Source organism: Paludibacter jiangxiensis (genome assembly GCF_001618385.1).
Lineage (GTDB): Bacteria > Bacteroidota > Bacteroidia > Bacteroidales > Paludibacteraceae > Microbacter > Microbacter jiangxiensis.
The window spans coordinates 692,396-705,603 of sequence record NZ_BDCR01000003.1 but is presented as its reverse complement, the minus strand read 5'-3'; the positions used below and the strand labels follow the sequence as shown (position 1 = coordinate 705,603).

General features: G+C 45.1%; 9 protein-coding genes and 1 tRNA gene. 6 read left to right on the top strand and 4 right to left on the bottom strand.

The window, feature by feature from the left end:
- Positions 1-61 precede the first annotated feature (61 nt).
- From PJIAN_RS09415 to PJIAN_RS09395, 5 genes are all read left to right on the top strand, one after another.
- A tRNA-Arg gene (locus PJIAN_RS09415) sits at positions 62-135 on the top strand.
- Between the two features lie 35 nt (positions 136-170).
- Complete coding sequence (locus tag PJIAN_RS09410) at positions 171-590, top strand: SPOR domain-containing protein (RefSeq protein ID WP_068704362.1); 420 nt, start codon at positions 171-173, stop codon at positions 588-590.
- A 968-nt stretch (positions 591-1,558) separates the two neighbouring features.
- Positions 1,559-2,680 (top strand): helix-turn-helix domain-containing protein, encoded by a 1,122-nt coding sequence (locus PJIAN_RS09405; protein ID WP_068704360.1) that lies wholly within the window; start codon positions 1,559-1,561, stop codon positions 2,678-2,680.
- 583 nt (positions 2,681-3,263) lie between these two features.
- On the top strand, positions 3,264-7,100 hold the full coding sequence (locus tag PJIAN_RS09400) for a glycoside hydrolase family 3 C-terminal domain-containing protein (RefSeq protein WP_068704358.1): 3,837 nt from the start codon (positions 3,264-3,266) through the stop codon (positions 7,098-7,100).
- 306 nt (positions 7,101-7,406) lie between these two features.
- A complete protein-coding gene (locus PJIAN_RS09395) occupies positions 7,407-8,357 on the top strand; it encodes a beta propeller repeat protein (protein WP_068704357.1) in 951 nt (316 codons plus the stop codon).
- A gap of 122 nt (positions 8,358-8,479) precedes the next feature.
- Here the strand turns inward: PJIAN_RS09395 and PJIAN_RS09390 are convergent, their stop codons facing one another.
- Positions 8,480-9,022 carry an REP-associated tyrosine transposase gene (locus PJIAN_RS09390; protein ID WP_068704351.1) on the bottom strand — a complete coding sequence of 181 codons (543 nt, stop codon included), beginning with the start codon at positions 9,020-9,022 and terminating at the stop codon, positions 8,480-8,482.
- A gap of 17 nt (positions 9,023-9,039) precedes the next feature.
- Here PJIAN_RS09390 and PJIAN_RS09385 point away from each other — a divergent pair, with 17 nt between their 5' ends.
- Positions 9,040-9,246: a hypothetical protein gene (locus tag PJIAN_RS09385; protein ID WP_084252354.1), complete on the top strand. Its 207-nt coding sequence runs from the start codon at positions 9,040-9,042 to the stop codon at positions 9,244-9,246.
- 127 nt (positions 9,247-9,373) lie between these two features.
- On the opposite strand, the gene PJIAN_RS09380 is transcribed toward PJIAN_RS09385, so the two are convergent.
- The 3 genes from PJIAN_RS09380 to PJIAN_RS09370 all read right to left on the bottom strand — a co-directional run bounded on the left by PJIAN_RS09380 (position 9,374) and on the right by PJIAN_RS09370 (position 12,997).
- Entirely contained in the window at positions 9,374-9,916 is a 543-nt protein-coding gene (locus PJIAN_RS09380; RefSeq protein ID WP_068704347.1) for an REP-associated tyrosine transposase, read from the bottom strand.
- A 103-nt stretch (positions 9,917-10,019) separates the two neighbouring features.
- Positions 10,020-10,601, bottom strand: a complete 582-nt coding sequence (locus tag PJIAN_RS09375; protein WP_153802537.1) for a hypothetical protein — start codon at positions 10,599-10,601, stop codon at positions 10,020-10,022.
- Positions 10,602-10,975: 374 nt separating this feature from the next.
- Entirely contained in the window at positions 10,976-12,997 is a 2,022-nt protein-coding gene (locus PJIAN_RS09370; RefSeq protein ID WP_236714393.1) for a hypothetical protein, read from the bottom strand.
- Between the last annotated feature and the right edge of the window lie 211 nt (positions 12,998-13,208).

The window sequence follows — 13,208 nt, the reverse complement described above, 5'->3', positions numbered from 1 at the left end:
TAGCCTCAGGCTATTGCGAATGTCGCAAAAAATCGCTTATTTTGCACCTCCAAAAGAAAAGGGTTCGGTAGCTCAGCTGGATAGAGCAACAGCCTTCTAAGCTGTGGGTCTTGGGTTCGAATCCCAACCGAATCACATTGGTTAAAAGCCATTTACAAAGCAATTTGTAAATGGCTTTTTTATTGCTTACATACAACTTTTCCGATTGTTTCGATTCGTTAAAGCATGTTGTTGAGAAGCTGAAACGACAAATTAATCCTAAGGCGGAAGTGTTGGTAGAGATAGAAGGCGCAGAGTCGGATTCTGATGAATATAAAAAAGGAGAAAGCCTGAAATTGGTGGTGAATAAAAATGAAAAACCTTTTGTTCAGTGTGTAAAAGGAGAATATGTTATTCAGGTTGCAGCTTTTAAATCGCTGGACAACGCATTGCGCGAAATGAGGAGAATCAAAGCGCGGTTTCCCGTTCGACTCCGTTGCTTTGTGGCTGAACTGGCTCATAATTTCTACAGAGTACGGGTAGGCTATTTTAAAAGCTATGGCGAAGCGATTGGCGTTTTGAACGCAATCAACCAGAGAAACAGCGATTAGCACACCATAAGTCCTGTAAGGGCGATTTAAGATTTAAGCCGTCCTTGCAGGACTTAAATCTGTTTGTTTGAATTGTACTCAAGGCTTCGCCATTGGGCTGAAATAGATATGACTTTCAGTCAATTTAGAACATAACTGCCCCACCTTTTTCATTGACCAAGCGCTCCAATGGCATCTAAGAACAGCCAAAATAAAAAAAATCGCGAACGTATCAACGCAGACTTAATCATCACAAATAAATTGATTATTTTTGCATTAGTGATATTTTTGGTGTGAAACTCGCCTTGACTTTTTTTGATAACATGTTTTATGCTCTATTTTGCCCACTGACCCCTCTCACGACAACCACCGACGATGTAATGTTCGGATCAAAGACTTTGTGCCGGAGTCAGATTGTAAATGCCGATATTTATCGTCTGGCCTAACCTTCCCAAACTCACCCTGTCATCAACTCCCTTCGGCCCATAGCCGTTCGTTCGGTCACTCGCTTCAAAATGAAGAGGAACGCCGAAAGAGTAGATATTTGGAAGGAAATTGGTCGCAAAATTGAGGAGATTTGATGCATATCACAATGTTACAGCCCTCCTTTGGAGATCCCCACGGTCAACGACCGACGGGAGTTAATGGCAGCTCAAAAAAAGTATAGATGACTTTACTCCTTGTGGTTCTTGCTTTTTTATATTGGGACGAGTATATGATAATTCTAGTTAGTTCTGATTTACCCTTGACTGTCAGATTAAATTGAAACTAATTAAAAATATTCGACTTGCAGGAATGCCTGAGGGGACGAAACACCCCCTCTAATCCTTGGGCTATTTCAATATACTCATGTCAACGAAAACCCAAAGTCAAACCCTTGAAAATTTTACTAAGCTGTCTGATAAGGTCGTAACTATTACAAATAGTACATGTGATTACATTTGTTCACTTGCACTATTTTAACTAATGCCATTTCCAAATTTCACATAATGCAGCATCTATATTTTGCATCTACCTTTGCTAGTGCATTGACTTTTTTGCTTCTATCTCTATTGCTTTTTTTTCGCCGTAAGGAAGGCGGTCGGGCACGTGTCATCCTTTTTTATATCGGCCTATTCTCTGTTGTAAATTACTTGACACGCTTTATTGCACTTTGCCATGGAGAAACACCTGAATCGGTTGTCTCTGTGCGCATGTTGTTACTTGCAATTTTCATGATCATCACCACGTCTGTGTATCCAATTGAGGTTATTTTTCCTGGTTGGCTTAATTTCAAGCGACTTCTGATGATATATTCTCCATTTTTTTTCTTGGTGAGCATATCTCTTATATCTGTTTGGGCTGGTGTAAAATATCAAACATTTTATTCGCTTGGGGATATGTTTCCCTATGTAGAACAATTCAATGTCTGGTTTCGTTTACTGCTGTTTTTGTTTATATTTTTGCCAGTTCTGCTTGTATTTTTCATGTTGTTCAAAAAACAGTGGAACAATAACAATCTTAAATGGTTAAAGAAGTATGCTCTTATTTTTACTATCGCCAATCTTGCGTATATTTTAGTCCTAATTTTCGAAAATTCAATTATCCATACTCTTTACTACTATGTGAGTATTGGAACCAAACTTTTTGTCATTTACATGGAGTTGTTTGTTCGTCCGATAGGCACGACAGAAGAGGAGGTGGCTCTTGGATCCACAAAAGATTTTTTAATGGACTGGCCAATTATTCATTATGCGAATCTTTCCATGTCTCCCAAGAAAAGCAATACGAAACAGAACAATATAGATCTGATTGACCGATTGAATACATATATGAAAGAACATTGTGCGTGGCGGGATCCCGATTTATCGCTCCAGATTCTATCATCTAAACTATGCACTAACCGTACTTCTCTTACTAATGCTATGCGTGATAAGGGATATGGAAACTATACATACTATATCAACAGATTACGTATTGAAGATTTCTTGCAACAGGTAAAACAGTCACAATCCCCAAATTTCCAGGATATTTTTTTTGAAGTAGGTTTTCGTTCACGCAGTGCAGCCCTACGGAACTTTAAGCTGTATACAGGAATGACACCCTCTGAGTATTTTGATGAGAACATATAGATTGGAGAAAGAGTTGGGTTCGCCCCTAATGGCATAAGCATGGCAAATTGACTAGTTCAAGTTTTCGGCGATAGCCGTAACTTGGACTGAACCAACGGTCAGCGAAGCTAAAAATTAACCAAGTTGTACTTGGTTGAAAGTTGGAAACTGTCCTTTATATTGGCGCTTAATCAGCCGATTAGCTATCAGTCGACATAATAAATGGTTGAAAACCGCTCTGGTTTAGTTTCTCTGATTTTCTGTTGTGATTGAAAACCACTCTGCTTTCCAGCATAAGATACCGCTTCGCTCAATCTTGCGCTGAATATCAGGTAAACTTGGACTAATAGAGGTATTAAAGAATAGACTCTTTCTTTTTAGTAACGCCCCAAAAGAGCTTTCTTCTCCAAAACAAAGATATTTAAACTATGTAAAGCAAGGACAGTCTAAAGCAAATAGATTTTGTGTCAATAATTTTACAGAATTCATCGGTATGCAATGGCACTCAATCGTATTGCATAAGTACCGGTTGTCACCCCAAAGAACAACTTGTACTAGACGTGGAAGAACGTAAACAATATAACCATTTCTTATTCAACTGTCCATGAAACACAAACTGATCGGAATTGCCTGCACAATTCTCTGCGGACTCGCTTTTACGGCGTTCAAACCCGCCCCACAAAAAACAAAAATTCCTATTTATCTGAACACAGCCTACTCGTTCGACGAACGTGCCGCCGACCTTGTCTCCCGGCTTACCCTCGAAGAGAAGGAGAGCCTTTTGGGCAACAACATGGCCGCGGTGCCACGCCTCGGTATTCATGCCTTCAATGTCTGGAGTGAAGCGTTGCATGGGGTTTCGTTCGGATTTACAAACGGAGCGAATTCGCCCTGCTCGTTTTCCAACAGCGCAGCCCTCGGCTCTGCCTGGGATCCGCACCTGATGCAGCGGGAAGCCGCCGCCATTGCCGACGAAGCCCGGGCGCTAAACTCACCCGTCATTACCGGACTTACCTACTATTCTCCCGTGGTAGAACCTATCCGCGACCCGCGGTGGGGACGCACAGGCGAGTCGTACGGGGAAGACCCATTCCTCGTATCGCAGATCGCAAGCGGATTTATCAAAGGGATGATGGGCAACGACCCGACCTACCTCAAAACAGTTCCCTGCGGCAAACACTATTTTGCCAATAACAGCGAGTTCAACCGACACGACGGCAACTCGGTGATGGACGGACGGGATATGCGGGAATTCTACATATCGCCGTACAAACAGCTGATCGAACAAGACAAGTTACCCTCTATCATGTCCTCCTACAACTCGGTGAACGGTGTGCCGACCTCTGCCAGCAAATTCTATCTCGACACCATAGCCCGCCGAACATATGGTCTGAAAGGATATATCACCGGCGACTGCTCGGCGGTAGAGGAGATCTACACGAGTCACCATTATGCCAAAACACCGGAAGAGGCGGCTGCCATGGGACTGAAAGCCGGAGTGGATATCGACTGCGGAAGCGTTTATCAACGTAGCGCCCTCAAAGCGCTCAACCAGGGATTAATCTCGGTTGCCGATATCGACAAAGCGTTGGTGAACATATTTGCCATCCGTATGCGTATCGGCGAGTTCGATCCGTCCGCAAAAGTACCGTATGCTCTCTATCCGAAAGAGTTGGTTGGTTCGAAAGCTCACTTGGAACTTGCTAAAGAAGTGGCAACCAAAACTCCCGTGCTGCTCAAAAACGACAACAGCACAAAAACGAACCAAAAGATATTGCCTCTCGATCCGTCCGGGCTGAAGAAAATCGCGCTGATCGGGCCGCAAGCCGACAAGGTGGAGCTCGGACCTTATTCGGGCAGACCTGCCAAAGAGAACATGGTTTCTCCGTATGCCGGCATCAAAAAATACATATCGGAAAAAGGACTTTCGACCGAGGTACTGCTCTCTTCCGGGGGCAATACGGCAAGTAAAAGCAACCTGCTCTATATCACAGGCTTCGAGCTTCACAAAGCTAACGGTACCGTGACCAAATACGATGCCACCAAATTCAGTTCATCGTCCAAAGGAATCACTACAGGAGCGGGGATGGGCACCGAATTTCAGGTACGCTCCATAGACGACGGCTCGTGGACAGCTTACGAAAATGTCGATCTGACGGAAGTCGATACGATCGGCATCAGCCTGAATATTCTTACCGAGGGCGGAATTATCGAAGCACGCGTCGGTTCGCCGGAAGGAAACCTGTTAACTACCCTGAACGCTACCGTGGCAGCCGGATTTAAAGCGGGCGGCCCTTACGGCGGAGGTAAACTGGCCAAAGTGAAGGTAAACAAGCTGGGGTTAAACGGGCCTCAGACGCTCTATTTTGTGTACAAAGCTCCGGCTGATGCCAAAGTGGACGAACAGGCCATTGCAACCGCGGCTTCGGCCGATGCTGCCGTCGTGTTTGTAGGAACGGACGAGAATACCGCTACCGAGGAGGCCGACCGCCTCTCACTGGTATTGCCCGGCAATCAGGTAGATCTAATCAAAGCGGTGGCAGCCGTCAATCCGAATACCATCGTGGTGATGCAAACGTTGGGATGTGTTGAAGTGGAAGAGTTCAAAAACCTGCAAAATATCCCCGGTATCATCTGGGTTGGTTACAACGGACAGGTGCAGGGCGAAGCCATTGCCGACATTCTGTTCGGCGATGCAAATCCGGGCGGCAAGTTGAACGGAACCTGGTACAAATCGGTCAAAGATCTGCCGGACATTACCGATTATACCCTCCGCGGTGGTAACGGTAAAAACGGACGCACCTTCTGGTATTTCAACAAGGATGTCACCTACGAATTCGGCTACGGATTGTCCTATACGACTTTCAAATACGGCAATTTCAAAATCAACAAAAACAGCATCACGCCTCACGATAAGATTACGGTGAGTGTAGATGTTACCAACACCGGGAATTGTGATGGCGACGAGGTGGTGCAGGTCTACATGAGAACTCCGGACAGTCCGGCAGCTATGCAACGCCCCATCAAACGACTGAAAGGATTCCAGCGGGTAACCATCCCCAGAGGCCAGACGAAAACGGTTAATATCGACATCAACTGCGCCGACCTCTGGTTCTGGGACATGGAGCACAACCGCATCACCTTCGATCAGGGCAACTACCTGTTTGAAATCGGAGCCTCTTCCAAAGATATTAAGGGTACCGTTTCGGCCACGATGAACGGAAGCTTCCAGCCGGAACTGAAGGTGGTGGTGGCCGATTGCAACACCGTTGTACTGAAGAACGGAGCTACCACGCAAACCAGCGTAACAGCGGCCATGACCGACGACAGTTTCTACGACATTAACAAGGCAAAGATTGTCTACACCAGCAACAATCCCGCCGTGGCAACCGTCGACAGCAAGGGTATGGTTACAGCCAAAGCGTCGGGCGTGGCAACCATTACCGCAGCGGTGACGGTAGACAACAAAACCGTAGCTGGCAGCTATCCTATCAAGGTTGTGCCCAATCTGAATCCGGTTTCAATCACCGTGAACAAGAAAGTGGTACCGGGCTTTAATGTTTCCACCATGCAATACAGCTACCTGCAAGGAAAACCGTCGGCCAAAGCGCCGGTGGTAAGTGCCGCGCCGTCCGACCCGGAGATCGTGGTTGAAACAGTACAGGCAAAAGGCATTCCGGGAACGGCTGCCGTATCGTTGACAGATTACAACACCTTTGAGACCAAAGAGTATGCCGTGAATTTCGGCATCAGGTCGACCAGCGATGAATTCGATGGCAACGCGTTGGGCAAACAGTGGCATTGGGTACGTGAAAACGCTTCTCAATGGAGCCTCTCGAAGAAGGCAGGTTCGTTGACCATCACCAGCGGCAAAGGTGACATTACTGAAGCAAGCAATAACGCCGAAAACATTTTGTTGCAAAGCGCAAATACCGACTGGACGATAGAGACAAAGCTCGTCTGTTCGCGCAAACCATCCGGATTCGCTCAAAACGCCGGAGTGGTGGCGTATCAGGATGACAACAACTTTGTGAAGTTAGCCTACAGAGCCGGTGGTGGCGGACGAAGAGGTATGATGAGACCCGGCGCGGGCGAACAACCGGGCTCGGTAGAGTTGTCGGTAGAGAGCAACGGAAGTCAGAAATCGGCTGTAACCTTTAGCATGGAGGGAATCATAAAGAGCGACAACACCCTGATTCTGAAATTAGTGAAGAAAGGTGCCGTCTATACCGCATCGTGCTCTGCCGACGGCGTCAATTTCAAACCCGTCGGAACAGCCGAAGTGGTGCTGAAAGATATTCAAAGCGGAGTGATGGTTTGCGACGGCGTTGCATCGGGCCGCATGGCAGGTTTTCCCAGAATGCAGCAGGCTCCGCAACCGACCACGCCGTTTGAAGTATCATTCGACTATTTCCGAATCACAAATAACGGACTGAAATAGAAAACATTCATCTTCAGCATCGGTTGTTTTAAAAACAGCCGATGCTGAAACTTTTAATAGCTATCCGCATAATAACCTAAGGCGTAACCCAATAATAACGCTCCGATTCATCGGGGTGTAAATACAAAAGAGAGTCAACATAACCGCGTAGCGGTTTCCCATTGGCAAGGAAACGCTTACAGCGTACTGCGAAATGTAACATTCCTCTACGTCGGGATTTATCCCGACGTTATTATTGGGATAACACCTCCGGTGTTTTGTGGATAATCATTATTAATTTTGTACAACCCCTACGATACATTTGTTATGGCCCTACGAAACCTGTTTTTTCTCACCTGTAGCCTCTTTTTCGTTCATTGCACCGTCAGCGTTGCGGCAAACAGTGCCGAAGCCAACCGATCCAAAGGGTACAACGCCGCGATAGCCTATGCCGACGGATTTGTGGTTGCCGGTACGGAAGGGAGAATCGACCGGCTCTCTAAGGCGGGGACTGTTATCAAATCGGAAAAGTTTGCAGGAATCGAATTCAACGCGTTGGTAGCACACGACCAGACGATAGTAGCCGCCGGAGAGAAAGGCAACCTGATGGTCTCGTCAAACAACGGCGGGTTCAAACCCATCGACAGCGGAACGGATAAAACCATTCATACCCTTGTCCTCTTCAACAACAAGATTATTGCCGGAACCGATCAGGGAGAACTTTTAGTGGGAACAGAAAATGGCTCGTTCAATAAAATTCAGCTGGCGCTGAAGGGAAATATCGTCTCTTTGTCTGCCAACAGCTCGGTATGTTACGGCGTGACCGACGAGGGAGAGATTATTCATTCGAAAGACGGGGTTCAGTGGGAGATTCTCAATTTTAATGCACTCTATGCCGGCTATTACAAGCCCTGTTCGTTTACCCGGGTACTCGCGGTGGATAGCCGAATTGCCGTAGCGGGAAAACGAGAGGACGGCGCGCCGGTACTCTTCTTCTCAACGCAGGGCAACGTGTGGACCGACCGTAAGCTCGACTACTCGGACGACGAGAGGCAAATGAGCAGTCCGACCGAGGCCCTCAACGACATTTACTACTACTATCCCGACGATCTCTATCTCCTTGCCTGCGACAAAGGATTTATGATGCAGATCCCCTCCTGCTCGCACTGCAACAAGCTGATCCCGATCGGCACCGACGATTTGCGCTGCATGGCTTCCAATGGCAATGTATTGCTCTGCGCCGGATCGAACTACAGCATCAAAGCCGTCGATATGTGATCCAGTTTCATCAGAATCAATGATAAGTGACGTTATCTCGTTTCGTCGGAACATGTTTCGTCGGATTTGCAATCCGACGACGGTAAAGAGTATTAGGATTTGTAATCCGATAATTTTGCCAATTATACCACCACTACAGGCAACAACCCTTTTCCACCGGCATAGTCGATAGCCGAACTATATCGATACTCGTGAGAATGGCTTACTATTTCTGCCTTGACGGGATTGTTGTGAATGTACTCCATTTTTTGCTCGAAATAATCGTTTAAGAATACCTCCTGAATGTCGGTTCCTTCCTGCCAGAATCTGTAGTTCTTTATCTTTTTATCGTTGCGACCGCTAAATTCAAACCGATCGAGCATCCATTCTCTCCGGCTTTCTGTTACTTCGTGTTGTAAGGTGTCGACCAGTTTTTTGCTGGTGTATTTCTTAAAATCGCGCACAATATCGGATACTGTGTTTTCTCCAGTAACTCCGATCAGCAAATGCAGATGATTGGTCATCAATACCCAGGCATAGACTTCCATACCTTTGTTTTGTATGCAATAATCTAACGATTCCAATACAATATGCTTATATACCGGACGAGTAAACAGATCGACCCAATCTTCTACCGTTGTAGTAACAAAGTAAACTTTCCCATTTATTCGGTGTTGAATATTCATAAGCTTTGTATTTTATTTTGCCGGATCACAGATCCTTATACTCCATTCCGTCGTCGGATTGCAAATCCGACGGGACGGGAGGATTTATGATGCAGATCCCCTCCTGCTCGCACTGCAACAAACTGATCCCGATCGGTACCGACGATCTGCGGTGCATGGCTTTCAATAACAATGTATTGCTCTGTGCTGGATCGAACTACAGCATCAAAGCCGTCGATATGTGATTGCAAATCTTCTCGTCGTAATCGAAGATCAGCGAAGCTAACTCGTTTCGACGGAACGCGTCTCGTCGGATTTGCAATCCGACGACGGTAAAGAGTATTAGGATTTGTAATCCGATAATTTTGCCAATTATACCACCACTACAGGCAACAACCCTTTTCCACCGGCATAGTCGATAGCCGAACTATATCGATATTCGTGAGAATGGTTTACTATTTCTGCCTTGACGGGATTGTTATGAATATACTCCATCTTTTGCTCGAAATAATCGTTTAAGAATACCTCCTGAATGTCGGTTCCTTCCTGCCAGAATCTGTAGTTCTTTATCTTTTTATCGTTCCGACCGCTAAATTCAAATCGATCGAGCATCCATTCTCTCCTGCTTTCCGTTACTTCGCGTTGTAAGGTGTCGATCAGTTTTTTGCTGGTGTATTTCTTAAAATCGCGCACAATATCGGATACTGTGTTTTCTCCGGTAACTCCGATCAGCAAATGCAGATGATTGGTCATCAATACCCAGGCATAGACTTCCATACCTTTGGTTTGTATGCAATAAGCTAAGGATTCCAATACAATATGCTTATATACCGGACGAGTAAACAGATCGATCCAATCTACTACCGTTGTAGTGACAAAGTAAACTTTTCCATTTATCCGGTGTTGAATATTCATAAGCTTTGTATTTTATTTTGCCGGATCACAGATCCTTATAGTCCATTCCGTCGTCGGATTGCAAATCCGACGGGACAAAATCGTTTGTTATAGGCTGTGTTTTTTATTTTCTTTCTCTTTCAAAATAATCAAAAAGAGGATTCATTACGTCTAAAATATGAAATCCATATATCAAAACTGAAGGCACAGCTGCATCAAATTTATAAATACTATCCAAATTATTTGGAATAGGATATCGAGCTCCCCATTTAATCATATCGCTCAAATGTAGTAAAATTCTTTCTAAACTTTCATAATCAGATTTATGTCTATACAGATTAATCTTAGAATCAAATATACCTGATATTTCAGCTAATCTTAGCAGATTATGTGTTTTACCAGCTTGTCCACCTATATTTTTTAAAATCACATTTTGACTTTTAATCTCAAAATCAATACTCTCTGGCTGATGCTTAATGATAATGCCTTTTAATCCGTTTTCAATCGCAATCCCATAATGATAATGTGCATTGCTCCACAATGATACAAATTCGCTATAATCTTTGTCATCTCTTAGCTTTGCCAGAAAATCCTTATCCAGAATACAATTATTTAGAATCTTCTCTGCTACATTTTTTTGACTCTTTGAATAATCGAACCACACATTGCAATCTCGCATTTTCTTTAAATACTCAGTTTTATCCATGTGCGTTTTTTTAATATTGTCCATAACACCAATATATACAAATACTCAAATTGGATATGCGAACAATGTGTTCATATATATCAGCGATGTCTTCTGTTTCCCCTCTGCGTCCTCCTGCTCTCTGCGATAATCGCGGTTAAGACTATGTTGCGGCTAATCCGCTACCAGCCATCACTTTATTTGCGTATAATCAGCCATCAAAACTACGAAAAACAATTCACAAAATAATTATTTGGTTAAATATATCTACTGTTGCCTGGGCGAGATCTTTTTATGTTAAACATGAACGGATACAGAAAAAGGCACAATCTCTTGTGCCTTTTCTTTGTTTGACGTATTCGTTGCTAATGGGTAGCAGCGTTTCGTTATGCGTATTATTCGGCGGGCGATAACACTACGTTGTAGGTTTTAACCACGCCGTTATAATCGCATTTCACCACAGCGGTACCTGTTTTCGAAGCGGCCTGGGTAATGGCTATTTTCACCGCAGGATTGCTTGCCGAGGCGGTTACGGTTGGCGTAGCCGTAGCAGCGGCCGGAACTTTGTAGGTAGCCTGATAAATATCATACCCTACAATACCGTTGGCATTGGTAGAGCGAACCGGAGTTTCGGGAACTACGATTGCTTCGCCGTTTACCTGAATGGTTACAACAGGCACTATCGGACGCACGATTTTCTTTTTGGCCGAGCTGAATCCCAGTCCGATTAAATCGAACAGACCTTCGGAGTCACCCCCTTCGGCAACAAGGTATACGGCGTGTTTTTTGCCTAATTTATCAACAATGGACGACACGTCGATCGTGAATTGGGTAGTTTTTTGTGTCGCGTTTGCGGGCACCTCTATCACCCCGATTTTTTTACCTTTCCAGATGGCATTGTTCCACGGTCCGTCTATCCAAACGTTGACCTTAAAGGCGTTTTTGGTTTTTGGGGTAAGGAAAAGGTTGAAAGCGGTTTTGTTACCTGCTTTTACACCTGCGAATGCTTTCAGCCCTTTGGTGTCTTTTGCCAGACCTCCAAAACCGAAGTACTTATACCCGATAATATCCCCATTTTTCACCCCAGTCACCGGCATATTGTTATCCCAGATATCCCACGAATCCTGTTGGCTGTTGACATTTGAAAGGTAGCAGGCATACCCTGCCGAATAGTATTGATACGGGTCAAGACCATACATATGGAAACCTTCCGAAGTTACTTCGGCTCCGGTATACTCTTTATTTTGGCTATCCTTAGCCGTCCATAGAGTGCCTTTTGCATAGGGGTCGTATGCACGGATAACGACTTTTCCGCCATCTGCCACCGATTTTTGATCGCATACAACTGAGATCGGCGCTACCATGGCCTGACGTGCAAAGCCAAACCCTCTTGGTGGTCTGTGATAGAACACGTACCACTGGCCGTTAATCAGCTGAATACTACCGTGAGTATTGTGCCCGGCATTGGTTGTTTCCAATTTGGTTCCATCCTCATTAAGCACGACGCCTCGCGAATCGACCAATACGCCACCACTTTTCCATGGACCCAGCGGTGAATCGCTAAAGGCATAACGTAAAGCTGAGTTCGTTCTGCTTAGTCCGTATTCCGGGCCGGAAAATCCGCTGTAAACCCAGACATATTTGTTGCCAATCTTGCGAATAGAAGCGGCTTCGAAGAAAGCAAACGAGGTTGCATCCTGATCGGGATAAATCTTGGTTTGGAAACGGTTGATGGGTTGGGTTCCCGGTTTGAGCGAGTACATGGTTTTCTGATCCAACTCACCTGCCGACGACGTTTGGAATCCCCAGTAGCCATAAACGCGGTATCCGGTGTTGTAATCCGGATCGTTCTTGTCGGTAACGTAGTCAATAAGGATACCCGGGTCAAATCCCAACGTACTTCCCGGAATGGTTTTGGTTCCCTCTGCATTGAGGTTGATCGGCGTAAACGGACCTGTCGGACGATCGCCTTTGCAAACCATTGCTTCTCTGCCTCGTCCGCGGCTGTGCGGATACAAATAATAGACTTTTTTGCCATCTTTTCCCTTCACCTCAACAAGGTCGGGAGCATACATCACATCCCACTGACCCTCTATCGGGTAGGTGAAGATAGGGCCTTCATCGGTCCATTTTGTCAAATCCTCAACAGGTGCCGACCAAGCTCTGGTGTCCGGTCCGCAATAGCTGCCAAACCGAACATCGTGCGACCCGATGATATAGACTCGGTATTTACCCGGATGATCGGGATCCTCGAACACACGCGGCTCTCCGTCCGGCAAATGTTCCCACAACGGCAAGTAGGGATTACCCGCCAAAGTATGAGTAAATTTCTTTCCCGGCTGCGCTTTCGCAGGCGGAGTGGTTTGCGCTTTTAATCCATTTGTGGCAAACAAAAACAGAGCGGTAAAAAGTGCCATTACCAATGTTCTTTTTAAAATGCAAAAGTTTCGTTTCATTCTTTGTTTTTATATGATGTTGACAATTAATTATTTTCGGAATAAAAGTTCTTAATTGGAGTTGTGAAAATTGACTACCTCAAAAATACCTATAATAGACTTCATTCACAACTATCAATTGACGATTAATCAGAGAGAAAGTTTAATATGTTTCCAACCAACGTATTCTCTC

Coding starts and splice junctions, on each gene's coding strand:
- PJIAN_RS09375 (WP_153802537.1), bottom strand. CDS start 10,601: ATGGATAAAACTGAGTATTTAAAGAAAATGCGAGATTGCAATGTGTGG.
- PJIAN_RS09405 (WP_068704360.1), top strand. CDS start 1,559: ATGCAGCATCTATATTTTGCATCTACCTTTGCTAGTGCATTGACTTTT.
- PJIAN_RS09410 (WP_068704362.1), top strand. CDS start 171: ATGGCTTTTTTATTGCTTACATACAACTTTTCCGATTGTTTCGATTCG.
- PJIAN_RS09400 (WP_068704358.1), top strand. CDS start 3,264: ATGAAACACAAACTGATCGGAATTGCCTGCACAATTCTCTGCGGACTC.
- PJIAN_RS09370 (WP_236714393.1), bottom strand. CDS start 12,997: ATGGCACTTTTTACCGCTCTGTTTTTGTTTGCCACAAATGGATTAAAA.
- PJIAN_RS09395 (WP_068704357.1), top strand. CDS start 7,407: ATGGCCCTACGAAACCTGTTTTTTCTCACCTGTAGCCTCTTTTTCGTT.
- PJIAN_RS09390 (WP_068704351.1), bottom strand. CDS start 9,022: ATGAATATTCAACACCGAATAAATGGGAAAGTTTACTTTGTTACTACA.
- PJIAN_RS09380 (WP_068704347.1), bottom strand. CDS start 9,916: ATGAATATTCAACACCGGATAAATGGAAAAGTTTACTTTGTCACTACA.